Raw genomic sequence first — 24,335 nt, 5'->3', positions numbered from 1 at the left:
TAGCAATAAACAAATGAGCGAAATAACAGTAGTAACCCACAATGGTAATTTTCATGCAGATGACGTTTTTAGTATTGCGGTACTTAAACATGTTTTGCCAACGTTTAAACTGGTACGTACTCGCGATAAAGCGCTTATAGAAAGTGCCGGCTTTGTAATTGATGTAGGTGGCGAATACGATCCTGAAACTAATCGCTTTGATCATCATCAACGTGGTGGTGCAGGCGAGCGAGAGAATGGCATCCCTTTTTCATCATTTGGTTTAGTGTGGAAAAAATACGGCTTAGCGCTATGTGATGATAACCAAGCTGTTGCTGATAGAGTGGATTCAGGCTTAGTTTCAACCATTGATGCCATTGACTGTGGTCATGTTGAAGGTGTATCAAAAGGGATAAGCCTGAGCCAAACAATCTCAATGTTTAATCCTACATGGGAAGAAGAAAGTAACTTTGATATCTGTTTTGATGAAGCTGTTGAATTTGCAGCTCGCATGCTCATTCGTTTTATCGCCTCAGCTCACGGTAGTGTAAATGCAAAAGCGATCGTTGCTAAAGCAATTGAAAATGCAGAAGATGCCAGAGTAATCGTGCTTGAAAAATACACACCGTGGAAAAAAACAGTGCATATTTTATCAAGCGATGCGTTATACATGGTCTACCCATCGCATTCTGGGCAATGGATATTACAAACAGTACCCGTTGAGCCTGGCTCGTTTGAAGATAGAAAGCCGCTTCCTAAAGCATGGTCAGGTTTATCTGATCAAGCGTTTGTAGATGAAACCGGTATAGACGACGCTGTGTTCTGTCACAATGGTTTATTTATAGCGGGCACTAAGTCGTTTGAAAGCACAATGAAACTTGCCACTATGGCGCTTGAAGTGTAATTAATGCTTTGTAGTAAGTAATTGAACTAAAAATGAAAATAGTATAAAGTTCGAATGTTACACTTATGTTTCTTCGGTTTTTGATGTATTTGAACTAGATCAAATTCTTATAAGGACGAAGCTATAGTAGCTGGGCATAAAATCTAAGCTCAGTTACAAACTAATTAAAAGAAGAAATACAAATGAAAAAATTACTGCTTATTATACCAACTGTTTTATTACTAGCTGCATGTACCCCATCTGTGGATGATTATGTTGAAGATCCTGAGCTTTTATCTGAAGCAATGCAATCGTGTTCAAAAGCAGCAATGGAAGGTAGAGAAATACTTGGTGACAAGTGTGATAACGTAGCTAAAGCTCAAAAAAAATTAGTAGATAATGTACTTAAAGGTTTAATGAATTAATTCATTTTAAAGCTATATTATTTAATATTTTAGCTCCTCAATATGTTTCAAGTATTGCGGAGCTTTTCTATTCTTAAAGATGCATATTGATTTACAACGCCGCAAAATTTGTTCCTCAAATATACTCATAAACTCTCTCTTAGCATCACAAATATTATGCGGAAATATTTATTAAATCCTTATTTTATACGTGTTACCGAGCCGTGATTGATTAGCTAATTGTTTAACACCAAAAATCACTCGTTACGAGTAAAAATACTTGTTGGACTTAAATCTCTATTTTTCTTTTAATGCGCGCAATCAGCCGATACTCATTATTGGCATTAATTAAATAAAAGAGAAAGATAAATGAAAGAAACAACATCACTAGAACAAGCTCGTACGAGCTACAATGTTCGTCATTGGAGCCAAGGTTTTTTTGGTATTAATGATCAAGGTGATGTGTATGTTGCGCCCAAGGCTCATGCACCAGAGCAAACTATTGCATTAACAGATATCGCAAAGCAACTACAAGATAAAGGTTTAAGCTTACCTGCTTTAGTTCGTTTTCCGCAAATTTTACACCATCGTGTACACAGCTTATGCGGCGCATTTAATACAGCGATTGAAAACTATGGTTACCCTAAAGACTACTTATTAGTTTACCCAATAAAAGTAAACCAACAACGTGAAGTGGTTGAAGAAATAGTAGCAAGCCAAGCACAAGTAGAAAAAAAGCAACTTGGTTTAGAAGCAGGCAGCAAGCCTGAACTACTTACGGTATTAGCACTGGCTGAAAAAACCAGCGCTGTTATTGTATGTAATGGCTACAAAGATAAAGAATACGTACGTTTAGCACTTATTGGCGAAAAGCTAGGTCATAAAGTGTATATCGTACTTGAAAAGCTTTCTGAGCTAGACATGGTACTTAGCCAAGCAAAAGAGCTTAACGTAAAACCACGCATTGGTATTCGTGTACGTTTAGCGTCGCAAGGTAAAGGTAAATGGCAAGCGAGTGGCGGCGAAAAATCAAAATTTGGTTTATCTGCATCGCAAGTTTTGCATGTAGTTAATCGTTTAAAAGACGCAAACCAGCTTGATTTACTTCAGCTAGTACATTTTCACTTAGGCTCACAAATGGCGAACATTCGTGACGTACGTTTAGGTGTAAGCGAAGCTGCGCGTTTTTACTGTGAGCTACGTAAATTAGGCGCAGAAATTGATTGCCTTGATGTAGGCGGCGGTTTGGCTGTTGATTACGACGGCACGCGTAGCCAGTCGCATAACTCTATGAATTACAGCTTAGCTGAATATGCAAATAACATTGTGTACACCATTGGTGATACATGTAAGCAGTATGAGCAACCAATGCCGACTATTATTTCTGAGTCGGGTCGTGCGCTTACAGCGCATCATGCTGTGCTTATTTCCAATGTTATTGGTACTGAAAGTTATACGCCAGAAGAGTTAGTAGCGCCAGCGGCAGATGCACCACTTTTATTAAAAAATATGTGGGCATCGTTTGTACAGTTAACTGATTTAACGGATGACCGTGCATTAATTGAAATTTATCACGACAGCCAAGGTGATTTAGCTGAAGCGCATAACCAATTTGCACTCGGTTTATTAGACTTATCGCAGCGTGCGTGGGCTGAGCAAATTAATATCCGTATTTGTTATGAACTTAACAAGCACATGGATAACAAAAACCGTTTTCATCGTCCTATTATTGACGAGTTAAATGTACGTTTAGCCGATAAGTTTTTTGTAAACTTCTCGTTATTTCAATCGCTTCCTGATGCATGGGGCATTGATCAAGTGTTTCCGGTATTGCCATTAAGTGGCTTAACGCAAGCACCAAAAAAACGTGCTGTATTACTTGATATAACCTGTGATTCAGATGGCGCACTTGAACATTACGTAGATGGACAAGGTATTGAAAGCACATTACCTGTACCAGAGTTTAGTGCTGATAAACCTTATTTAATGGGCTTTTTCTTGGTGGGTGCTTATCAAGAAATTTTAGGTGATATGCATAACCTGTTTGGCGATACGCACAGCGCAATTGTTAATATGGATGAGCAAGGCGTTGCAAGTATTACCGAGATAAACCAAGGCGACACTGTTGCCGATATGATGCGCTATGTACATTTAGATGTTGAAAGTTTTCAGCAATCATACGAGCAGTTAGTAAGCACTAAAATTGAAAAACACGAACAGCAAAGCGTTTTAGACGAGTTGCAAAGCGGCCTTGATGGCTACACTTATTTAGAAGAGTTATAAGCAATGTCGACTTTGTTTGGTCACGCAGATCACTCATTGTACTCAAATGGGATGACGTTTTTGCGTCGTCCTATGGTGCAAAATATTAATGCAATTGATGCAGACGTAGTCGTTTTAGGCTTACCGTTTGATTTAGCGACATCGGGTCGCCCTGGTGCACGTTTAGGTCCTGATGCGATTCGTCGTGCATCGGTTCATTTAGCATGGGAAGACACTAAGTACCCGTGGACGTTTCCGTTGTTTGAGCGTTTAAAAGTGGCAGACGCAGGGGACTTTACTTACCCTGTTGGCGATCCTGAGTATTTTACTGCGCAACTAGAAATGGCTGCTGAGCAAATACTTCGCCAAGGTAAAACGTTATTAGGTTTAGGGGGCGATCACTTTGTGACGCTTCCGCTGTTACGCGCTCACGCAAAAATACATGGCAAAATGGCGCTGGTACATTTTGATGCGCACACAGATACCTATAGCAACGGCTCGCGATTTGATCACGGCACTATGTTTTATCATGCGCCAATGGAAGGGCTAATTGATGTTGAGCACAGTATACAAATAGGTATTCGTACCGACTTTGATCAAAGCAAACATGAGTTTGCTGTGATTGATGCAATGCATGCCAACGATTTACATGCAAATGATATTGCAGCGCAAATACTTGAACGAGTAGGTGACCTACCTGTTTACTTAACGTTTGATATAGATTGTTTAGACCCTGCGTTTGCGCCTGGTACAGGCACTCCTGTGTGCGGTGGTTTAACGTCAGATAAAGTACTTAAAGTACTGCGTGCGCTAAAAGGCATAAACATGGTAGGTATGGATGTGGTAGAAGTATCACCTTCGTACGACCAAAGTGAGCTTACCGCAATTGCCGCAGCAACCATTGCGAGCGAATTACTGCATTTGTGGACGCATAAAAATAAGTACTAATTTTACAAATTTTGTACTATAAAAAAGGGTATGCGCAGGCATACCCTTTTTTATTTAGAGATATCGATTATTCTGCAGCTTAATTTCCTTTAACCAAATAACGCTTAGCCCAATAAGAGGCAGGTTAGTAGTAACAGGGTTAAATGCTTCAATAAGTAATTGTGGCTGCACTGCAACTACAGCGAGTAAAAGGCCAATTAACGCTAAAATATTTAAAATTACTAGGTGTTTATTTTTATAAAACACAAATAAACACAATCCAAATATAATTTCACCAACACCCGCCGAACGTGTAATTAAGTCAGACACTTCTGCTGAAAAACCAGCACTGCCAGTCATTAATTTTTCAAGTGGTGCAATATGATAAAGCTTTGGAAAAAGGCCATGATATATCCAACTTAAACTCACTATGTAGCGAGCAAGTTGAATATAACTGCGATTATTTCCTAGCATTGTCAATACGCTCTTGTGCACTTGGGTGGCTAGACAAGTACTCTAAAAAGTCATTTACTTTTTCTAGGTGTTCGTTTTCGCTGGTATGGCTTTCTTGTAGGGCCTCTATTGCATCAGCAAAGTCATTACTCGAATACCCAAGCGACTCTAATTGAGTGAGAGCAAAGCTATCTGCCTCGCGTTCCATATCTCGTGAAAATCCTTGCTGAGCAAACGATGCACCTGTACCTAACGCAACCTCTGCAACCCCTTCTAAATCACCAAATACAACCGCTAACACAATCGTACTTGCGGCAGATTGTGCTGTAATACGTACGCTATGCTGGTGGACTACATGGCCCATTTCGTGTAGCAATACCGCTTTTAGTGCATTGGGTTTATCGGCAAGTAAATTTGCTAAATCATCTGTGACCACGATACGGCCATGGGGTAGTGCAAACGCGTTAGCACCAAAGCTGTCTGATTTATAAAACGATAATCTATAAACCGATTGATCAAGCGATAACGCATTAAGCATACTTGTAAAATGTGCTTGTACTTTAGTTTGCTGCTCTGCGGGCAGCTCACTTGGGTCAAGCGCAATCTTTTTAATTAGTGTAAAGCTTTGCTCCCCCATTTGTTCCACAACATTACGTGGCAGGGTATCAACACTGTAAACAGCAATGGCCGGTACCGCTTTATAAAGTACTAACCACATAAAAAGCGGTGTAAATATGACTGCGGCTAAAATTGCCCATTTACTTTTTTCAAGGCGCTCCATTATGTGATGGTTACTTTCTTTAAATGGCCATCTGTAACTTACATCAAGAGGGATAAAACGACTGCCATCTTCAAAGTTTAGTTCGTCGGCAAGTCCTGCCATCCCCGAACTTAATTTTAGACTTGAGATTGCGTGGCGAGCTATAACGTGTTCATCATTGATAACTTCAACGTGTGTGTCGCTAATAGTTGCAACACACACTTGATAGTTACTCGATGCGATGGGGAAAAAATGTCCCTTTACATGCATAGTGAGCTCTTAAGTTAGAGAAAGGTCAATATCAAATACGTTTGCAGCTTCTTCAGCAAATGATGACTGCTGTTCTTGCGCGGTATCGACTAGGTTTAATGCACCAGGATAAATAGTGACGTTAGTTACATCAGCGAGCATTTTTGATGTACGTACTTTTGTCCATGGGTATGCAAGCCCTAAAGAAAATACAATAGCCAACATGTTAGTGAGTAGTAAAACAGCGAAAGGAATTGGTTTTAGCTCTGATTTAAATGTAGCAACGCCTTCAAAATGGCTGTTATCAAAAATGTGATTTCTAATAGCTGCGTGCCATACAGCAGAAACAATGGCAATCATTAGCACATAGGCAATCATCATAAAGATAGGAAGGATAGCCATAGCAGCAGAGTTTTCTAAATTTTGTTGATTTTCAACATCTAATAAATTGAGGCCAAATAATCCTAAAATTCCCATAAATACCACCATGGTGATAGAGCTTACTACAAAGCAAATAAGCGCTGTTAGGTAATAGGTTTCGCCTTTTAGATTTACAGTAAGTGGTTTGTCACCGTAACTAATATTGCTATGGATATAGCTATCAATACGTTTTATAACATAAGGCATTAATAAATAAAGCGTAAATATGCTGGCGATAGGCAAAAGTATAAAGTTAACAAAGGCTTCGCCATAACTGCCTTTAAAAGCAAAGCGAACATTACGATGGCGGCTCATACGCAGATTAAAACGTAAACCTTGGTTAATAATCCATGGCATTAAAAAGATAAAGCCAAAAGCAATAAACAAGCCTAAAATAGGCATAAAGCTGATAGAGAAAGTGTAAATAAAAAACACAATAATCGCTAAAATCCGACCTTTCAAAATCTGTATTGGCGTTGCTAGGTAGTCAAAACTATGACCATCTATGCGGGTGTGGCCATAAAAATAACGATGCGTACGTACTTTAGCCCACGCTGAGTATATGCCAAGCGTAATAACGCTAAGTAATATATTTACAATCCAAATACCAAAAAACTCACCGCCTTTACCACTAAACTGCACTTTTCCGCTAAAAATAGGTTCAGCTGGCTCATTTATTGGTGGAGTTGTTTCAGAGGGGGTAGGGTGTATTGATTCCATTAAAATTATATCCATGTTTTTTTTGTTAATTTACCTATTTTTAGTGCAAAATTCAATATTTATAATGTTTGCAGCTTTTCTGCAAGCACCTAAAATAGGCAGTGCATAGGTTTTTACACTCATTATTTAATGCGCTCCATAAATATTGTTACATGTCGTGTTTTTAAACTTGCTTACCTTTTAATATTTAATTAAACAACTATAAATAGAGTTAGTTGTATTATAAATATAACGTTATTAATTATGTATTAAGCGCGCCGAGGTACACTTAAGTAAGTTGATTTATATATCAAAATAATTAATTGTTACCGTTATTAATTGTTACCGTTATAGTGCTGTAAGTTAAATGAAATTATTGGTGCTTATCATCGTTGAAATAATATTAGGATACTTATTATGCTTCACGCGGTAGTTTTGGGGGGATTAGAATTTAGCCCGCTGATTGTTTATTTCCCAATTGCGTTTATTTTAACAGCGCTGACTCGTTTTGTTTTGCATCGATTAGATTGGCACGATCGTATTTGGAAGGTGGCTTGGTTTGAAGTGTCACTATTTGTTTGTTACTTGGCACTGGCCGTCTATTTACTAAGTGGAAGATAAATTGAATGATTAACTATCTGCGTATTACTTTTACTATAGTGGTTGTTATAGCTGCGGTTTTTGCTGGGCGTTGGGTGTGGACTGACTACATGCATACTCCTTGGACACGCGACGGTCGCATTCGAGCCGACATAGTTACAGTTGCTCCAGACGTTTCGGGTTGGGTTACAGCTTTAAATATTAAAGATGGTCAAAGTGTGAAAAAAGGCGAAGTTCTTTTTAATGTTGATCAAAAGCGTTATCAAGCAGCGCTTGATAAAAGTAAAGCCAATAAAGAAAATGCGCTATATACATGGGAACTTGCTAAACATAAATACGAAAGGCGTGTTGAGCTAAGCACCCAACAGGCAATAAGTGAAGAAACACTAGAATCAACACGTATCAACACCAAAATTGCTGAGGCAAATTATAACCTAGCTAAAACAGAGCAAACAATTGCGCAATTAAATGTTGATAGAACTAAAATTGTTGCGCCTGCATCGGGGCAAATAATTAATCTAAATTTACGCCAAGGTAACTATGTAGCTCAAGGCACACCTGTGTTTGCTATCGTGCAGTCAGATTCATTTTACGTAACGGGTTACTTTGAAGAGAGTAAAATACCGCTTATTTATCCTGATCAAAAAGCTAAAATAGCGCTTCTAAGCGGTGGTAAGCAATTAACGGGGCATGTAATGAGTGTAGGTAAAGCAATTGCAAATACGAATACACAAAGTAACGGGCAGCTTTTACCACAAGTACAACAAACATTTAATTGGGTACGTTTATCGCAACGTATTCCTGTTGATATTAAGTTAGATTCATTGCCCGAAGATCCACAGTTAAGCGCAGGAATGACCGCCACAATACATCTCGCTACACGTTAAGGGGAAGACAGTGGGCGTTGTATTAAAAAATTTGTTTTTTCCTAAAAAACAGGCAATTATTTTTGCGACTAAGGGCGTTATAGCGATGGTAATGGCGCTTACTATTGCTATGTGGCTTAATCTTGAAAGACCTTATTGGGCGTTAGTCTCGGCTATATTTTTGCAATTACGCCCGCAAAGCGGATTGGTTATTGAAAAAGCAATTTGCCAAATAATAGGCACCATAGTGGGTGGTTTATTTGGCATATTGCTTTTAACTCAGCTAATTCTCTACCCTTATTTAGCGCTCGGTGCATTGGCATTATGGTTGGGGGTAAACTCTGCGTTATCGGCAATGGTACGCCAAGCAAACTTTGTTTATGCGTTTGCAATGGCAGGTGTAACAGCCGCTATTATTGTACTTTTAGTCATGGTTACTCCGGCAATGGTGAGCAGCCAAAGCATATTTGATATTGCACAAGCGCGCGTGAGTGAAATAGTAATAGGCTCAATATGTGCAGGCCTTGTGAGCCATTTGTTTTGGCCTGTAAAAGTTAAACACTTACTGCAAGTACAAGCGCGGTCGGTTATAAACCAAACGTTAGATTATTTAGTAACTGAGCTTGATTCTAAAGGCTCGCACGAAAATCGCCATCAGCAAATTGATGGCATTATGGCAACATTAGGATCTATAAACGAAGACTCCAGCGCAGTAAGGTACGAAGGGCCAAAAGGTCCAGGGCGATCACGTGCTGCAAATCAATTGTCGCAAAAAGTACTTTCTTTACTGGCTTCAATTCAAATAATTGGTCGCCTGCAACGAAACCACGCAGACCTTATTACTCCCACATTAGACAAATTAATAAGTAAACTTAAACACGTATTCGCGCAAATTAAAGAATCTGACGATTTTGATTACTGCGCCGAACAAGTTAAAATGCTACGTAAAGAGCTAACCGACTATAGAGCAAATACGGTATGTGATTCGCCATTTGAATCTCACATGCTCAATGTGAGTTTAGAAGTGGCAGCCGACTTAACAATTTTACTACGGGCATACAGAGCTTTAGAACAACGCGATAAAACATTATTAAATACACCCAGTATGCTTACATATCGCGACCCATTAGCTGGCATTATTGTTGGATTTAGAACTGCTTTGGTGTTTTCTATCGGCGCATTTATTTGGATTAATACAGGTTCTTCAGCTGCATTATTAATTATGATTTTACCGGTCATATTTTCGATAATGCTGGCGCGAATACCCTTGGCTATTTTACAGGTTGTAATTAAACGTTTGTTGGCAGGTATAATTGTTGCTACTTTTGTGACTATTTTTTATGCGCTAAATTTACTGTCGCAAAGTGGTGGGCAATTAGAAATATTGTTGCTTGTATTAGCTGGCCCGTATTTTTTGGGCTTGCTGTTGCTCGCTGATCAACAAACATTGCCATACGGCTTAGGGTTTTGTATTCCATTTACTATTTTGGTTAGGCCCAGTACGGATATGAGCCTTGCGTTTTCAATTGATTATACACTTAGTTCTGCAATCGCTATTTTTGCTGGCGTGAGTATTTTATTTTGGATTTTTCAGTTATTTACAGGACCAAGTGTTCAGTTACTTGTTCATCGTGTTTTTAAGGCTACCTATAAAGATTTACTCGAAATAAATACCCATCAAACTCCGAGTATTTGGTACAACCGCCGCATGGCTGATAGGTTAATCCGTTTAACTAATTACGATCAGGGTTCACACTCACGCGCTATTACCGATCTGGCTCTAACCGGTCTAAACTTAGGGCATGCCTCAGTGCGATTAAAATCAATTTGCGAAAACCTTGCTGGTGACACAAAGCTAAAATACTTAAATGAGTGGCAACGCACGTTGGCTGATGCATTTATGCTTGCTACCAAAGGTAAGTTTGATGAAAACTTTAAGCAAGCGTCTGATAATCTTTATAACGAATTAGCCGCATCTGTTGGTGATTCAAACCAATTAGAAGCAATAAAAGGGATGTTTATTCGCATTAATCTGACCTTTGAAAGAAGTGCCAGCAAGATAAATTAACCTCATTCGCTGCTTTTCGAGTTCAGATGTTATAACGAAATCTGTTATACTTGATGGACAATTTTATGGGGCTGTTATGATTTCAAAAAACCAACTCAAACTTATTCGCCAACTTGGCCAAAAAAAGTACCGAAAGCAATATAATCAATACCTTGTACAGGGTGAAAAAAACGTACTTGAGTTATTAAACAGCCCATTAAATGCGGTTAATATTTTTGCTACTGATGAATTTATAAATGCGTACCAAGGTGAGTATCAGCACGCTAATTTTATTGAAGCGGATGAAGAGACCCTCACTAAAGCAAGTACATTAGTTAGCAATAATGCAGCCATTGCTATTGTTGATATGCCAAGGGCGGCTTTACCACAATCAAGTGGCTTAATACTCGCGCTTGATGGCGTATCTGATCCTGGTAATTTAGGCACTATAATTAGAGTAGCCGATTGGTACGGTATTAAACATATAGTAACTAGCACCGACAGCGCAGACGCTTACAACCCTAAAACAATTAGCGCCACAATGGGCTCATTTGTAAGGGTATCGGTAAGCCAAGTAGATTTACCTGATTACTTACAGTCTTTAAATTTACCTGTTTACGGTGCTTTTTTAGATGGACAAAGTGTACATAAAACCCAATTTACGGGCTCAGGCGTTTTACTAATGGGCAGTGAGTCGCATGGTATACGCGAGACATGTGCAAATTTAGTGACCAATAAAATCACCATTCCCGCTTTTGGTGGAGCAGAGTCGCTTAATGTTGCAATGGCAACCGGTATTATTTTAGATAACTTTAAACGACAAGCTTAATCTATTAGTAAATTATGGGTTAAATTGTTTATGACAAATAACAATAATAAATTGGTAATAACAATAAGATGCGCTTAAGCACCATTAAATTAGCGGGCTTTAAATCGTTTGTAGAGCCCACTAAAATTCCATTTCCTGATCAAATGACGTGTGTTGTAGGCCCCAATGGCTGTGGCAAATCCAACGTTATTGATGCAGTACGATGGGTGCTAGGCGAAAGCTCTGCTAAAAACCTGCGTGGCGATGCCATGACCGACGTTATTTTTAATGGCTCAACTAATCGTAAAGCCATATCGCAAGCTTCTGTAGAGCTTGTTTTTGATAACGATAAAGGTAGTCCTTCAAACACATTTGCCGATCGAAACCAAATTGCAATTAAGCGTTTAGTAACGCGCGACGGGCTGTCGCTGTACTTTTTAAATGGCAGTCAATGCCGTAAGCGTGATATTACCGATATATTTTTAGGTACAGGTCTTGGTCCGCGTAGTTACGCGATTATTGAGCAAGGGATGATCTCGCGCTTGATAGAAAGTAAACCACAAGAATTACGCGCATTTTTAGAAGAAGCCGCTGGCGTTTCTAAGTACAAAGAGCGCCGCCGCGAAACACAAACACGCATTAAAAGTACCCGCGAAAACCTTGAGCGTTTGTTAGATGTGCGTAAAGAGCTGCAAAGCCAGTTAGATAAATTGGCTGTGCAGTCGGTTGATGCAAAAAAATACCGCGAGTTAAAAGCGCAAGAGCGAACGTTAAAAGGGCAAATTGCGGTTTTAAAATGGCAAAAGTTACATCAGCAGCAACTTGAAAAAAGTGCCCAAATTAAAAAACTTAATGGTCAAATTTCGTTTTTTAAAACCGCTAATTCAGGGCATGACGATGTACTTGCAAGCCTAGAGGGGCAAGTACAAGCCCAGCAAGATAAACTAAGCGATGCACAGCATCAGCAACATGTAATACACACAGAGCTTACCCGCGCTGAGCAACAGCAAATAAATGTAAAGCAACAAACTCAAACGCTTAAACAAAATTTAATTAAATTACAGCAACGCCAAACCCATAGCACTGAAGTTAAAACGCAGCAGCAAATTGTGTGCGAGCAACTAAATGAAACCCTGCAAGAGGCAAGTGAAAACGCGTTAATGTGCGAAGAGCAAGTTAGGAAGTTAACGCATGAGCTTGAGGAATTATTAGCACTGAAGCAGCGCTACAATACACACTGGCAAACTTTGTGTGAGCAACAGCAACAACTTAATAATAATGCGCAACTGCATAGCAGTCACATTAAACAAACTCAGCAGAAAATAAGCCACGTTAACGAGCAACTTAATCAGTTAAATGCGCAGCTTACTGACTTACAAAGTAGCGATGTAGAACAACAATTAACGCAGCAAACACAGCAAACACAAACATTAACCCAAGAACTTGCCGCTAAACAAACAGCGCACACGCAGTGCAGTGCTCAGCTTGAAGTGCAAAATGAGCGTGTTAATAACTCACAAAAGCAATATTCGACGCTTACTCAAACAATAAACGAGTTAAAAGCTAGTATAACAGGGCTTAAAAGTACATTAGGGCTTGATGAGGAAAGTGAAAGTACTAATGGTTTGTTTAATCAGCTAAGTGTTAAAGAAGGCTTTGAGCCCTTAATAGAGCAAGCACTTAAATCGCTAGAGAACTTAAATGTAAGTCAGCAGCAAGCTGATAATAGTGTGTGGCCAATTAGTGGTAAGCACATTGCTGAAAATAGCTTAGCTGCATTCATAACAAGCGGCGTGTACCCAGATCATTTAACGCGCATTGCTTATAGCGAGAGCGGTGATCTAACGCTCTTAAAAGATGCTTATTATACAGCCGTTATGGATAAAAACGGTGCTTTATATGGTCGTAACTGGCATGTAAGTGCCGATCGAAATGCAGAAAACTCATTACTTTTAAAACATAAGCAATTGCAGGATAAAGCTCAGCAGTTAACCAATGCCGAGGATGAGCTAAAACAAGTAACACACACTCGTGATGAACATACAGCTGATCAAATAAAGTTAATTAACGAGCAAAGCGAGCTAAAAGAAGCCATACATGAGCTTGCGCAAAATATAGCAGTAGCCGGTACACGCAGCGATATGCTCAAACAGCAAGTAGCGCACTTTAAGCTGCAACTAGAAAAGTTACAGCAACAAAAACAGCAATTAACCACTGCGCTTTTGCAATTAAATAAAGTGCTTGATGAGCAAACAGAGCAATTTGAAGTGTTAAATGAGCAGCAACTTAACTTAGCGGATGAGGTAGACGCTGCAAATAGCCTGCGCTCACAAAGTGATAAAAGTTATAGCGAAGCATTAAGCATGCTTGAGCAATATAAAACGCAAGCGCATAAGGCAACGCTCTCAGAGCAAAAGGCACGCAGTGAATGGCAGTTAAGCCAAACCAAATTGAGCCATGCAGAGCAAGAGCACGTTAGTGCATCTGAAGGTGCGCAAGAATTACTTAATGAAATAGAAGAGCTGCTGATCCCAGAGCAAGAACTGGGCGATAAAATAACGCAGTTTTTAGCGCAGCATCAAAAAGGCGAGCAGGCACTGGTATTGCTACAAAAAGAATTAGCTCACGCTAAAGAAAGTTTAAATAGCAAGCAAGCAAGTCTTAAAAACTCACAAGGTGAGCTGGTGGGCTTGCAAGAGCAGCATCAAAAGCTAACAATTGAAGAGCAAAGCTTACTAATAAAAGCGCAAGTTGCGCTCGAGCCATTAGAAGAGCTAAAGCAAAGCTTAAAAGCAATACTTGATGAATTACCTGATTCATTGAATTTAAGTGCAGCGCAAAATCAGTTAACCGGATTTACTAATCAGTTAGATAAATTAGGTGCAGTAAACTTAGCGGCAATTGAAGAATTTGATTTAGCTAAAGCACGCAGTGATTATCTTGATAATCAATTAGATGACTTAACAAAAGCGTTAAATACCCTTGAAGGTGCAATTCGTAAAATTGATAGTGAGACCAAAACACGCTTTAAAGCGACGTTCGATCAAGTAAATGAAGACTTTGCAGAGCTATTTCCTAAAGTTTTTGGTGGTGGTAGTGCGTATTTAGAATTAACCAGTGACGATTTACTTGAAAGTGGTGTTAGTATAATGGCACGACCACCTGGTAAGAAAAATTCAACAATTCATTTGTTAAGTGGTGGAGAAAAAGCGCTGACCGCATTATCATTAGTGTTTTCTATATTCAGGCTCAATCCAGCTCCTTTCTGTATGCTGGACGAAGTAGATGCACCATTAGATGATGCCAACGTTGTGCGTTTTTGCCGTTTGGTTGAAGAAATGTCACAATCAGTGCAGTTTATTTATATTAGTCATAATAAAATTGCGATGGAAATGGCAGGTAGATTAACAGGTGTTACTATGGCAGAACCTGGCGTATCGCGTATGGTTGCTGTAGATATAGAGCAAGCTGTGCAACTTGCACATGCATAAATTTTTATAACAAGTGTATTAGTTTTTCATTAATATACAGGCTTTAGGCATATCAAATAATAAAAGGTGAGGGGATGGCCGAACAATTAAGATGGGTTTTAATCGTTATCAGTGTAGTTGTCATTGGTGGTTTATTAATACATGGATTGTGGTCTGTGAGAAAAAAAGACCGCCCAGAAGTATCTGATAACGAGCGGGTTGAGCCATTACAAGAAAGCGCACCGGCTTCATCTAAGCCTTTTCGTAATGAGGCTGAGCCAAAAGAGCCAATGCTAAGCGAACGTGATGAGCCACAGTTTGGCGAGCTTAACTTTGATGCAAATGAGCCGCAAATAGATACAAGCGTGCCAGAAGTGCCGATTGAAGATGACCTAGAAATAGTTGATGACCTAGAAGCAAAAGAGCAAAGCGCTGAAGAAGCACCTGCCCAAATGTCTGACTTTGTTATTGTACATATTCAAATGCCAGAAGAGCTTAGTATGCAAGGCAGTAAATTATTGCCAGCAGTTAACACTTTAGGTTTTAAATATTCTGAGGAAGGCTTTTTTAATCGCCACTTAGATCCGGCTGGTCAAGGCCCTGTTTTATTTAGATTAGTAAATATGTACAACCCAGGTACGTTTGATATTGATAATATGGAACAATTTAGTACCGCTGGGGTAAGCTTATTTATGACATTACCGTGCGACGGCGATGGTCTAGCTGCATTTAATATGTTGCACAGCGCAGCTAAAAAGTTAGCGGATGAATTTGGTGCGCAAATTTTAGATGCTGAACGAAATGAAATGACAGTAGATCGCGTAAGACAATATGTTGAGCAGGTTCGTTCTTTTTCAGCGTAAATAACGCATACATTATATTTTTATAAGCCACTGGACGGTGAATCGTCAAAGTGGCTTTTTTTATGTTTATTGAGGTTTAAATGTCTAGCAGCATTAGTGAGCAAGTTAATCATCTTCGTACTACATTAGAGCAACACAACTATAATTATTATGTGCTCGACACCCCCAGTATTCCTGATTCTGAATACGATAGGTTATTACGCGAACTAAGCGCACTAGAAACCGAGCATCCTGGATTTTTAACCGCCGACTCACCTACACAAAAAATAGGCGGTGCAGCACTTAGTAAATTTGAGCAAGTAGCGCACCAAGTACCCATGCTCTCACTTGATAACGCCTTTAGTGAAGAAGAATTCACTGCGTTTAATCGCCGCATAAAAGAGCGCTTAATGAGTACTGATGAGCTTACTTTTTGTTGTGAGCCAAAACTTGATGGTTTAGCTGTATCAATTATTTATCGCGATGGTGTGCTTGTACAAGCGGCTACTCGAGGTGATGGTTTTACCGGTGAAAACATTACTCAAAATGTTAAAACCATTCGTAATGTACCGCTCAAGCTACGTGGTGATTACCCAAAAGAGCTTGAAGTTCGCGGCGAAGTATTTATGGACAGCGCTGGCTTTGATAAATTGAATACTGAAGCAGAAAAACGTGGTGATAAAGTATTTGTTAACCCGCGTAATGCAGCAGCGGGGAGTTTGCGTCAACTCGACTCTAAAATTACCGCTAAACGCCCACTCATGTTTTATGCGTACAGCACCGGGCTTGTTGCTGATGGCAGCATTCCTGAGGATCACTATCAGCAATTAGAAAAGCTGACTGATTGGGGGCTACCTTTGTGCCCAGAAACAAAATTAGTTGAAGGTCCAAAAGCCGCGATCGAGTACTACAGCGATATTTTAACGCGCCGTGGTGAGCTTAAATATGAAATTGATGGCGTAGTAATAAAAATAAATCAAAAGACCTTACAAGAGCGTTTAGGCTTTGTAGCACGTGCTCCTCGTTGGGCTATTGCGTATAAGTTTCCGGCGCAAGAGGAAATAACCCAACTACTTGATGTTGATTTTCAAGTCGGTCGTACTGGCGCCATTACACCGGTTGCACGTTTGAAGCCCGTTTTTGTGGGTGGCGTTACCGTATCAAATGCAACGCTTCATAACAGTGATGAAGTTGCACGTTTAGGCGTAAAAGTAGGTGATACAGTTATTATTCGCCGTGCTGGAGATGTAATCCCACAAATAACGCAAGTTGTACTTGAGCGCCGCCCTGATGATGCCAGAGATATCGAATTCCCGACGACTTGCCCAATCTGTGATTCTCATGTTGAAAAGGTTGAAGGCGAAGCTGTCGCTCGTTGTACGGGTGGGCTTGTATGTCCTGCACAACGCAAACAAGCAATTAAACACTTTGCGTCACGCAAAGCGCTGGATATAGACGGCCTTGGCGATAAAATTGTTGATCAGTTAGTAGATAGAGAACTTATAAAAACACCCGCTGATTTGTTTATTTTAAAACAAGGACATTTTGAGTCACTTGAACGAATGGGACCTAAGTCAGCCAAAAATTTAGTAACAGCCCTTGAAGAGGCGAAAGGCACTACGCTTGCTAAGTTTTTATATTCATTAGGTATTCGCGAAGCAGGTGAGGCAACAGCACAAAATTTAGCTAATCACTTCCTTACCCTTGAAAATATAATAAATGCCAGCATTGATAGTTTAACGCAGGTAAGTGATGTAGGCGAAATAGTTGCAACACATGTTCGAGGCTTTTTTGATGAAGAGCATAATTTAGAAGTTGTTAATGCGCTTATAGAGCAAGGCGTAAACTGGCCAGCGTTGAGTGCACCTTCTGAGGAAGAACAGCCGCTCGCTGGGCTTACATATGTACTTACAGGTACGCTTAATACACTTAATCGTAATGATGCAAAAGCCCGATTACAACAACTTGGTGCCAAGGTGTCTGGTAGCGTATCGGCTAAAACAGATGCGTTAGTGGCGGGTGAAAAAGCAGGTTCAAAACTCACAAAAGCACAAGACCTAGGCATAGACATACTAACTGAAGACGATTTGATTAAACTTTTGGAAAAATATCATGGATAGTATTTTACATTTTTTAAATACACTGCAGTTAAGTACTGGGCAATGGCTACTTGGTTACGTAAATAATATCGCTATGTTATTTACGGTATGCTTAGTGTCATTATATGCAAACGACGTGATCAAACTAACAAAAAGCACGGTTTCCCGATATAACTTTGTCATTAGAGTGTTGTGTTTTGTATTAATTACCGCTTTTGGCTTTGGCTTTATGGTTGTTTGGTTAAGCCCACTTATAGCCAAAGGGTTGTTGTTTTTTGGAAAAAAATGGCTGACAGTCACACTCATAATCGCATTTTTTGTCCTTGGTACAATTGCAGATAAAAAAAATCAACTATGAGCCGATACGGACCCGAATACTGGGATAAGTATGGGAGCTACCGGACGCCTGTTGCATTTCATTTAAGTGTGCTTGTGCTATTACGCAGTTATTTTATTTGGGTTATTGCGGCTTTGAGCCGCAGACCCGAACTGGATTTAATGTCGCTATTTTTTAAAAATAAAAATGACTTCTTTATCGCAATCGCGATTGGGAGTATTGCAATAATACCGACTATTTTATTTTGTTTACGCAGACCCCGAGACTCACACAGTACGAGTGATAGGTTAGCAAAAATATGGCGACATATGCGCTGGCCTCTTATTTTATGTGCCGTTGTTGATTTAACATGGTTAAGCATTCAAGCAGCGCATAGCCATTATCGATTTTCATCATTTTTAGCAGTACAAATGATGATAGTTTTATGGGTACTGTGGTATTTGGTTAAAAGTCGTTACTTAACCGTTTTTTTTAATGACTGGCCCGAGCCGACCGAAAAAGCATCAGAATAAAAAAAGCGACTTTAAAAGGATTAGCTATGGACGCTGCAAATAAAAAAATAGCGATAGCGATGTCACTAATAGGGTTAGTGCTCATTATTTTAATGATTGCCACTGAGCTTTTAGAGTTTATGTGGTTTAAAGCGTTACTTGGGTTGTGGGTGTTTGTTTTTTGCTCAAGCGTTTATAGGTTAACGCCTCTATTTAAATCAAGAAACCGGTTAGAGGATTTTATTCAGAGAGATGCCCAACACTTATTACTTTTTAGTTTGATGGGATTTTTTGATAAAAAGCACGGCCCAGATTGGTTAGTTATTGAGAGTATAGAGCGTATAATGACTAAGGATGACGAGCTAATAATACACAACAATAATGAGCACCAAATAAGTGTTAGTTTACCTGCAAAAAAAGCAGAACTAGATAGTTTTATTAAACGAATACTTACTAATTCAGAAAAGCAAAATATTACCTTTAGCTAGGGAATTTACCTTTACGGCTGAACAAGCTTTAGTTTTAACGGTCAAAACTCTTTAGCTGATCTTTAGAGTATTCGATAACGTAATAATTAACCGTAATTTCTATAGCTATATAGGCTACGGTTAATTAACTATTCAATGAGGTTATTATGTTGAAGTGGAATGATGTTATTAACTTTGCCATTAACGGCAATCCTACCCCAAGTAAAAAAGTAATCAAAACTGACGAGCAGTGGCGGATGCAACTATCAGAAGATGAATATTACGTTACACGTAAAAAGGGAACAGAGCGCCCAGGTAGCTCGAGTAGTTGTACATTACTCGAACCAGGTAAATATGTGTGTATTTGTTGTGATAATTTATTGTTTGATGCAGATGAAAAGTTTGATAGCGGCACTGGTTGGCCGTCATTTACGCAACCAGCGACAATTGAAGCAATTGGTTATGTAAGCGATACAAGCCATGGTATGCAGCGCATAGAGGTGATTTGTAACGTGTGCGATTCGCACTTAGGCCATATCTTTCCAGATGGTCCATTGCCAACAGGCTTACGTTATTGCGTTAATGCCGCATCAATGAAAAAACTCTAATATTTTATTTACTAGCACTTTGAATATCTAAACTCATTTCCTTTGCTATGTGCAAAATCTTATCTAAACGCTGCGTCTGATCTGCCTGTAATTTAGCTTTATCGAGAAGGACGTAGCATCTTTTAGCAAGTTCGATGTTAAATGAGCTGCCAGATTGCTTAGTTGAATCAAATAGGCACTGTAATAAATTAAGTGCGATACTTTGATTACGAGGCATAACCCTAAATGCTTGTGTAAAAGCTTCCAGAGCAGTATTTAATTGGCCTCTGTTAAATTGATGAACGGCATGGTTGTTAAGTTCTTTCGGACCCATTTTAATATCGCGTCGCTCACTTTGTTGTTGCTGAATATAACGTAAGTAAGTTGTGTCGTTAATTGTCGGATGCCTTTCGCAGTGACTAATTATTTTAGTAAATAAGGTCTGCGCCTTTTGATGAAAGCCTAATTCATGAAATGCTTTTGCTTTATCAAGTGCCCCATCGACCGAGTGGATATGAGCATCGTCATCATCAAGTTGCTCTATTAACTTTTTCGCCTTTTGATGCTCGTCTTTTAAATAATGTAACCGAGCATTAAGTATATCAATTTGTGCCTGATTTTTACTATTAGGGAACTGTTCTTTCAAGTCATTAATATACCTATTGGTTTGCCTAGAAATTCGTTGTATTTGATCCGTTTGATCTGTCGTTAATGCGAAGTCGATACCTGCACGTGCTGCATTTAAATACACATCCGGATGGTCGTGTATTGAGTGCTTTGCAAAGGTGGCAATATCTTTTTGAGTTAAATAATTTTTTTCGTAGTCGTGATTAATTAGCGACACATTACTTAGCGATTTTTGGCGTGTAATATTTCGTGGTGCAATTTCTGCTGCTTGACTTAGAAATTGTTGTGCTAAATCATATTGATTTAGTTTTATTTCTAATCTACCCAGTAAATCGAGGGCAACTAAACGAGTTTCTTGACGCTCTAACATTGTTGTAAGCATCCGCTGCGCCAAAATATGCTCATTATTCGCTATAAGTGCCTCTACTAAGCCAACCTTTGCCCAAGCAAATTTTTGAATGTTTAGTACAGATTTAAAAAATTCTTTTGCTTCTTGAGCTTGTTTTAAGCGAAGTAGAGCATCACCTTTCAAGCGAAGCAAAATAGGGCTGTAAATATTGTTTTTCTTCCCCAATGCGATGTCAATATGTTTAATTACTTTAGAATCGTTACCGTCATCAATAAAAGTGTATATCGCTTTTAAGTCGTGTTTGCGCTTTAAAATTCGTTCAATACGTGTTTTAAGTTCTTGCACTGTAAAAGGTTTTACTAAGAAATCATCAGGTTGGAGTTCAAGAATACTATGAACAAGCGATCCACTGGTTTCTGAAGAGATAAAAATAAACCCAGTCGAATTCTTTATGAGTTGTTTTACACGTAATTCTTCATAAAGTTGATAGCCATCTTGATGCTTATTTAAATTGAACGAGCAGACAATTAGATCAAATCCTTCATTTGAGCACTGCTCTTTTACAGAGTTTGCGTGATCGGCAAAACGCAATTGCTGAAAGCCAAGCCTTTCTAACGATTGTTTCATATAGCTTTGAGTAAGTGGTTGCTCCTCGACTATAAGTATTTTAGCTTTTGAGTAGATCTTAGTTGGCATGGGCTTAAGCGTTATTGTATTTAACACAGACTATAATCAACAGTTTAAGTGCTTACAAGGGAATTTGAATGATAGCTGTATTTATTAGGTATTTAATTTTTTCTAATACGTTTTTCTAGCTATAAAGCCTAATAGTACGATTAAAAATTGTATAGATAATAATAGGTTCGACGGGGGATCGTGGATTTGATACCTGTGACCCCGCTATTGTTTGTAAAGGGTGGCGATGCTATTTCTCAAACTGCTGAGTTAATTACGTAGAATTTATGTATTGAGTTTTTATAAAGTTATTAAATGTATCTAACATGGCAAAGAGGAGTTATTACTAGAGGAATTATCTGATGATATTTATATGTGGTGGGTGATACTGGACTTGAACCAGTGACCCTCGCCTTGTAAGGGCGATGCTCTCCCAACTGAGCTAATCACCCACATATAATAGGTATAACTGTTATTAAGTTATTTTTATCAATTAACAACTTAATGTGTAATTTGGTGGGTGATACTGGACTTGAACCAGTGACCCTCGCCTTGTAAGGGCGATGCTCTCCCAACTGAGCTAATCACCCAAATTACATTTTAATATGCACCACTGTAAATAGTGGTGGGTCGTACTGGACTTGAACCAGTGACCCTCGCCTTGTAAGGGCGATGCTCTCCCAACTGAGCTAACGACCCATATTAAAATTTTAAAACGCGACTATTAACATAATAATAGGTTTATATGTGGTGGGTGATACTGGACTTGAACCAGTGACCCTCGCCTTGTAAGGGCGATGCTCTCCCAACTGAGCTAATCACCCACATATAAATTAAAACACTACTATTAAGATAAATAGTACTGGACTTTAACCAGTGAACTTCGCCTTTACTTGTTAACAGAGGTGATGCTCTCTTTTTTCTAACTGAGCTAATTACCCATTTAGATACTTGTAATATGCACCATTCTAGGAATGGTGGGTCGTACTGGACTTGAACCAGTGACCCTCGCCTTGTAAGGGCGATGCTCTCCCAACTGAGCTAACGACCCATATTACTATTTTAAAACGCGACTATTATATAATAATAGGTTTTATATGTGGTGGGTGATACTGGACTTGAACCAGTGACCCTCGCCTTGTAAGGGCGATGCTCTCCCAACTGAGCTAATCACCCACATATAAATTAAAACGCTACTATTAAAATAAATAGTACTGGACTTTAACCAGTGAACTTCGCCGTTGCTTGTAAGTAGCGGTGATGCTCTCTTTTTTCTAAATGAGCTAACTATCCATATAGAATTTAGATGTGAACACTTTAATTAAAAAGTGGTGGGTGATACTGGACTTGAACCAGTGACCCTCGCCTTGTAAGGGCGATGCTCTCCCAACTGAGCTAATCACCCACATCTGAACAACATCGCATTGCTGCGTTGTTGTGGGGCGCTATTATAGATAGAGTTGAAAATGTGTCAACACTTGAATGATAAAAATGTACTGAATGAAGGTTTTATAAACAATAGGATACAGTTGAAGTCTATTTTATCATCAAATTTGATATTGCAGTTCAATTAAACGCCTAAAAGTGAGTAGAAATTATAATCCTATTAATCTTAAATTTAGTTTTACGATACTCATTGTTTTTTTATTGGAGTCGTTTTTATGATTATGAACAAGATGAATTAGCATTAGGGCGAGTTATTTAGTTGTAGAGCTGGTCTTTAAAAATAAATTTAATTTAAACTTCCCAAAACAAATCCTATTTACAGTATTCTTAAACTCTATTTTTGTACTTACTTTATTTCTATAAGCCAACCTAGCCAATTCGTAAAGACGCATTCTTCACTTCTAGCCCTTCGGGTTAAGACTAAATAGATCACATATAACTAGGGCGTGTTGACCTTTGTGGATTGAAATTTGTTCAATCTAGGGACAATTAAATCGCGGCGCGAGGTTTGTAACCTAGTGGGCTAAGTAAAAACCGAGCAACAAAGAGCTGATCGTCCCTAGGAAGAACCCAAAGGGCAGCGCATGTTTGGTATTTATGCGGCGTTATCGCCTATTCATGGGAATAACCACACTACATAGGCTCTGCCTTGCCTAAAAACCAAACATACTGCTGCAAATTAACCCACCAAAGATCAACACGCCCTGAAGTTTTGTACAAAGAATTACGAAGCTACAATGCTCTTTAAAAAATGTTCTTCAAACAATAATCGAGTATTTCTCAGTACGAGCTAAGCTGGTTATTATAAGTAATTGTAACTTTTAAAGGATTAAGGCGATTGGCGAGGCCTAAATTGGTAGTTTTTTAGATAAGTTAAATTTGCATATAAATGTATACCTTTGCTTTGATGCAATTTTGTTGCATTAAATAGGGGAGTAGGGTGTTGTTAAGTATTCGCTGCGATATAGTGATGTTATTATAAGCAGTAGGGCTAGAATCTTATTCAAATTGTATTTTTTAGCACGCTTGATAGCCAGTTTGTTGAAAATTAAACCATTTAAATAAAGCTAGGTAAAAAACTGTTGACTTTATTTTGGGTGGTGCATAGAATGCGCCCCGCACTAAGCGATACACGATGTGTTTATCACGACGGGTATTGATTAAGTTGGGGCCATAGCTCAGCTGGGAGAGCGCTTCGCTGGCAGTGAAGAGGTCTGCGGTTCGATCCCGCATGGCTCCACCAAAAATTAGTGTTTTGTCCTAGGGTAGCAGTTTTCTGTGTCCCCATCGTCTAGAGGCCTAGGACACCGCCCTTTCACGGCGGTAACAGGGGTTCGAATCCCCTTGGGGACGCCACTTAACTTTTATTAGTTAAAGGCGGTTTTACCGAGAAAATAGCGTTACAATTAAAGCTCGAGTCTTTACTTGTATTAAACGCAATTACCTTAAAGCTCATGATGTGAGTTAAACTTATCAACTGTCCTAGTGACACATTTATGTGTCCCCATCGTCTAGAGGCCTAGGACACCGCCCTTTCACGGCGGTAACAGGGGTTCGAATCCCCTTGGGGACGCCACTTACTTATTTT

At 39.1% G+C, this 24,335-nt stretch carries 19 protein-coding genes and 10 tRNA genes; 18 read left to right on the top strand and 11 right to left on the bottom strand.

Annotation, left to right across the window (positions count from 1 at the left end):
• Positions 1 to 13 precede the first annotated feature (13 nt).
• The 4 genes from I6F40_RS07010 to speB all read left to right on the top strand — a co-directional run bounded on the left by I6F40_RS07010 (position 14) and on the right by speB (position 4,476).
• A complete protein-coding gene (locus I6F40_RS07010; protein WP_166376705.1) occupies positions 14 to 883 on the top strand; it encodes an MYG1 family protein in 870 nt (289 codons plus the stop codon).
• Positions 884 to 1,065: 182 nt separating this feature from the next.
• The gene (locus I6F40_RS07005) at positions 1,066 to 1,287 is read left to right on the top strand and encodes an EexN family lipoprotein (protein WP_166376704.1); all 222 of its coding nucleotides are present in this window, start codon (positions 1,066 to 1,068) and stop codon (positions 1,285 to 1,287) included.
• Positions 1,288 to 1,635: 348 nt separating this feature from the next.
• Positions 1,636 to 3,549 (top strand): biosynthetic arginine decarboxylase, encoded by a 1,914-nt coding sequence (gene speA / locus I6F40_RS07000; RefSeq protein ID WP_033029053.1) that lies wholly within the window; start codon positions 1,636 to 1,638, stop codon positions 3,547 to 3,549.
• A gap of 3 nt (positions 3,550 to 3,552) precedes the next feature.
• Positions 3,553 to 4,476 carry an agmatinase gene (speB, locus tag I6F40_RS06995; RefSeq protein WP_166376703.1) on the top strand — a complete coding sequence of 308 codons (924 nt, stop codon included), beginning with the start codon at positions 3,553 to 3,555 and terminating at the stop codon, positions 4,474 to 4,476.
• A gap of 54 nt (positions 4,477 to 4,530) precedes the next feature.
• Here speB and I6F40_RS06990 read toward each other — a convergent pair whose 3' ends face one another.
• Genes I6F40_RS06990 through I6F40_RS06980 form a run of 3 tightly spaced genes read right to left on the bottom strand, consistent with a single transcriptional unit; the run spans position 4,531 to position 7,057 of the window.
• Positions 4,531 to 4,929, bottom strand: coding sequence for a DoxX-like family protein (locus I6F40_RS06990; protein ID WP_166376702.1), 399 nt, complete (start codon positions 4,927 to 4,929; stop codon positions 4,531 to 4,533).
• The gene (locus tag I6F40_RS06985; protein WP_166376701.1) at positions 4,916 to 5,938 is read right to left on the bottom strand and encodes a M48 family metallopeptidase; all 1,023 of its coding nucleotides are present in this window, start codon (positions 5,936 to 5,938) and stop codon (positions 4,916 to 4,918) included. Before I6F40_RS06985 ends, I6F40_RS06990 begins: the two co-directional genes overlap by 14 nt.
• A gap of 9 nt (positions 5,939 to 5,947) precedes the next feature.
• Positions 5,948 to 7,057, bottom strand: a complete 1,110-nt coding sequence (locus I6F40_RS06980) for a YjgN family protein (protein ID WP_166376700.1) — start codon at positions 7,055 to 7,057, stop codon at positions 5,948 to 5,950.
• Positions 7,058 to 7,453: 396 nt separating this feature from the next.
• Here I6F40_RS06980 and I6F40_RS06975 point away from each other — a divergent pair, with 396 nt between their 5' ends.
• The 11 genes from I6F40_RS06975 (at position 7,454) to msrB (ending at position 19,671) form a co-directional block, all read left to right on the top strand.
• The gene (locus I6F40_RS06975; RefSeq protein WP_024611208.1) at positions 7,454 to 7,657 is read left to right on the top strand and encodes a DUF1656 domain-containing protein; all 204 of its coding nucleotides are present in this window, start codon (positions 7,454 to 7,456) and stop codon (positions 7,655 to 7,657) included.
• Between the two features lie 5 nt (positions 7,658 to 7,662).
• Positions 7,663 to 8,523, top strand: a complete 861-nt coding sequence (locus I6F40_RS06970; protein ID WP_166376699.1) for an efflux RND transporter periplasmic adaptor subunit — start codon at positions 7,663 to 7,665, stop codon at positions 8,521 to 8,523.
• 10 nt (positions 8,524 to 8,533) lie between these two features.
• Positions 8,534 to 10,570, top strand: a complete 2,037-nt coding sequence (locus I6F40_RS06965; protein WP_166376698.1) for an FUSC family protein — start codon at positions 8,534 to 8,536, stop codon at positions 10,568 to 10,570.
• 76 nt (positions 10,571 to 10,646) lie between these two features.
• Positions 10,647 to 11,378: an RNA methyltransferase gene (locus I6F40_RS06960; RefSeq protein ID WP_166376697.1), complete on the top strand. Its 732-nt coding sequence runs from the start codon at positions 10,647 to 10,649 to the stop codon at positions 11,376 to 11,378.
• A gap of 68 nt (positions 11,379 to 11,446) precedes the next feature.
• Positions 11,447 to 14,848: a chromosome segregation SMC family protein gene (locus tag I6F40_RS06955; RefSeq protein ID WP_166376696.1), complete on the top strand. Its 3,402-nt coding sequence runs from the start codon at positions 11,447 to 11,449 to the stop codon at positions 14,846 to 14,848.
• A 74-nt stretch (positions 14,849 to 14,922) separates the two neighbouring features.
• Positions 14,923 to 15,690, top strand: a complete 768-nt coding sequence (gene zipA, locus I6F40_RS06950) for a cell division protein ZipA (RefSeq protein WP_166376695.1) — start codon at positions 14,923 to 14,925, stop codon at positions 15,688 to 15,690.
• An 80-nt stretch (positions 15,691 to 15,770) separates the two neighbouring features.
• Positions 15,771 to 17,789 carry an NAD-dependent DNA ligase LigA gene (gene ligA, locus I6F40_RS06945; RefSeq protein WP_166376694.1) on the top strand — a complete coding sequence of 673 codons (2,019 nt, stop codon included), beginning with the start codon at positions 15,771 to 15,773 and terminating at the stop codon, positions 17,787 to 17,789.
• The gene (locus I6F40_RS06940) at positions 17,782 to 18,126 is read left to right on the top strand and encodes a DUF3392 family protein (protein WP_166376693.1); all 345 of its coding nucleotides are present in this window, start codon (positions 17,782 to 17,784) and stop codon (positions 18,124 to 18,126) included. Before ligA ends, I6F40_RS06940 begins: the two co-directional genes overlap by 8 nt.
• On the top strand, positions 18,123 to 18,617 hold the full coding sequence (locus I6F40_RS06935; RefSeq protein ID WP_166376692.1) for a DUF2919 domain-containing protein: 495 nt from the start codon (positions 18,123 to 18,125) through the stop codon (positions 18,615 to 18,617). The genes I6F40_RS06940 and I6F40_RS06935 overlap by 4 nt, the downstream gene beginning before the upstream one ends.
• Before the next feature lie 26 nt (positions 18,618 to 18,643).
• Positions 18,644 to 19,084 carry a hypothetical protein gene (locus I6F40_RS06930; protein WP_166376691.1) on the top strand — a complete coding sequence of 147 codons (441 nt, stop codon included), beginning with the start codon at positions 18,644 to 18,646 and terminating at the stop codon, positions 19,082 to 19,084.
• A gap of 146 nt (positions 19,085 to 19,230) precedes the next feature.
• Positions 19,231 to 19,671: a peptide-methionine (R)-S-oxide reductase MsrB gene (gene msrB, locus I6F40_RS06925; protein WP_166376690.1), complete on the top strand. Its 441-nt coding sequence runs from the start codon at positions 19,231 to 19,233 to the stop codon at positions 19,669 to 19,671.
• 4 nt (positions 19,672 to 19,675) lie between these two features.
• Here the strand turns inward: msrB and I6F40_RS06920 are convergent, their stop codons facing one another.
• The 8 genes from I6F40_RS06920 to I6F40_RS06885 form a co-directional block, all read right to left on the bottom strand.
• Positions 19,676 to 21,322 carry a response regulator gene (locus tag I6F40_RS06920; protein ID WP_166376689.1) on the bottom strand — a complete coding sequence of 549 codons (1,647 nt, stop codon included), beginning with the start codon at positions 21,320 to 21,322 and terminating at the stop codon, positions 19,676 to 19,678.
• Between the two features lie 355 nt (positions 21,323 to 21,677).
• Positions 21,678 to 21,753: transfer RNA gene (locus tag I6F40_RS06915), tRNA-Val, on the bottom strand.
• 62 nt (positions 21,754 to 21,815) lie between these two features.
• Positions 21,816 to 21,891, bottom strand: a tRNA-Val gene (locus I6F40_RS06910).
• Between the two features lie 33 nt (positions 21,892 to 21,924).
• Positions 21,925 to 22,000, bottom strand: a tRNA-Val gene (locus tag I6F40_RS06905).
• 49 nt (positions 22,001 to 22,049) lie between these two features.
• Positions 22,050 to 22,125 (bottom strand) — tRNA-Val (locus I6F40_RS06900).
• Positions 22,126 to 22,276: 151 nt separating this feature from the next.
• Positions 22,277 to 22,352: transfer RNA gene (locus I6F40_RS06895), tRNA-Val, on the bottom strand.
• A gap of 49 nt (positions 22,353 to 22,401) precedes the next feature.
• A tRNA-Val gene (locus I6F40_RS06890) sits at positions 22,402 to 22,477 on the bottom strand.
• 153 nt (positions 22,478 to 22,630) lie between these two features.
• A tRNA-Val gene (locus I6F40_RS06885) sits at positions 22,631 to 22,706 on the bottom strand.
• 1,208 nt (positions 22,707 to 23,914) lie between these two features.
• On the opposite strand from I6F40_RS06885, the gene I6F40_RS06880 reads away from it, so the two are divergent.
• From I6F40_RS06880 to I6F40_RS06870, 3 genes are all read left to right on the top strand, one after another.
• A tRNA-Ala gene (locus tag I6F40_RS06880) sits at positions 23,915 to 23,990 on the top strand.
• Between the two features lie 37 nt (positions 23,991 to 24,027).
• Positions 24,028 to 24,103 (top strand) — tRNA-Glu (locus tag I6F40_RS06875).
• A 144-nt stretch (positions 24,104 to 24,247) separates the two neighbouring features.
• Positions 24,248 to 24,323 (top strand) — tRNA-Glu (locus I6F40_RS06870).
• Positions 24,324 to 24,335: the final 12 nt, after the last annotated feature.

Origin of the sequence: Pseudoalteromonas sp. SWXJ133, from assembly GCF_015864365.1 — a bacterium.
Lineage (GTDB): Bacteria > Pseudomonadota > Gammaproteobacteria > Enterobacterales > Alteromonadaceae > Pseudoalteromonas > Pseudoalteromonas arctica.
This window is presented reverse-complemented; position numbering and strand designations above follow the sequence as displayed.

What these genes read in the sequence shown, in the direction of transcription:
- I6F40_RS06930 (WP_166376691.1), top strand. Translation starts at nt 18,644, where the DNA reads ATGGACGCTGCAAATAAAAAAATAGCGATAGCGATGTCACTAATAGGG.
- I6F40_RS06935 (WP_166376692.1), top strand. Translation starts at nt 18,123, where the DNA reads ATGAGCCGATACGGACCCGAATACTGGGATAAGTATGGGAGCTACCGG.
- I6F40_RS07010 (WP_166376705.1), top strand. Translation starts at nt 14, where the DNA reads ATGAGCGAAATAACAGTAGTAACCCACAATGGTAATTTTCATGCAGAT.
- I6F40_RS06955 (WP_166376696.1), top strand. Translation starts at nt 11,447, where the DNA reads ATGCGCTTAAGCACCATTAAATTAGCGGGCTTTAAATCGTTTGTAGAG.
- ligA (WP_166376694.1), top strand. Translation starts at nt 15,771, where the DNA reads ATGTCTAGCAGCATTAGTGAGCAAGTTAATCATCTTCGTACTACATTA.
- I6F40_RS06960 (WP_166376697.1), top strand. Translation starts at nt 10,647, where the DNA reads ATGATTTCAAAAAACCAACTCAAACTTATTCGCCAACTTGGCCAAAAA.
- I6F40_RS06980 (WP_166376700.1), bottom strand. Translation starts at nt 7,057, where the DNA reads ATGGAATCAATACACCCTACCCCCTCTGAAACAACTCCACCAATAAAT.
- msrB (WP_166376690.1), top strand. Translation starts at nt 19,231, where the DNA reads ATGTTGAAGTGGAATGATGTTATTAACTTTGCCATTAACGGCAATCCT.
- speB (WP_166376703.1), top strand. Translation starts at nt 3,553, where the DNA reads ATGTCGACTTTGTTTGGTCACGCAGATCACTCATTGTACTCAAATGGG.
- I6F40_RS06985 (WP_166376701.1), bottom strand. Translation starts at nt 5,938, where the DNA reads ATGCATGTAAAGGGACATTTTTTCCCCATCGCATCGAGTAACTATCAA.
- I6F40_RS06970 (WP_166376699.1), top strand. Translation starts at nt 7,663, where the DNA reads ATGATTAACTATCTGCGTATTACTTTTACTATAGTGGTTGTTATAGCT.
- I6F40_RS06940 (WP_166376693.1), top strand. Translation starts at nt 17,782, where the DNA reads ATGGATAGTATTTTACATTTTTTAAATACACTGCAGTTAAGTACTGGG.
- speA (WP_033029053.1), top strand. Translation starts at nt 1,636, where the DNA reads ATGAAAGAAACAACATCACTAGAACAAGCTCGTACGAGCTACAATGTT.
- I6F40_RS06975 (WP_024611208.1), top strand. Translation starts at nt 7,454, where the DNA reads ATGCTTCACGCGGTAGTTTTGGGGGGATTAGAATTTAGCCCGCTGATT.
- I6F40_RS07005 (WP_166376704.1), top strand. Translation starts at nt 1,066, where the DNA reads ATGAAAAAATTACTGCTTATTATACCAACTGTTTTATTACTAGCTGCA.
- I6F40_RS06990 (WP_166376702.1), bottom strand. Translation starts at nt 4,929, where the DNA reads ATGCTAGGAAATAATCGCAGTTATATTCAACTTGCTCGCTACATAGTG.
- zipA (WP_166376695.1), top strand. Translation starts at nt 14,923, where the DNA reads ATGGCCGAACAATTAAGATGGGTTTTAATCGTTATCAGTGTAGTTGTC.
- I6F40_RS06920 (WP_166376689.1), bottom strand. Translation starts at nt 21,322, where the DNA reads ATGCCAACTAAGATCTACTCAAAAGCTAAAATACTTATAGTCGAGGAG.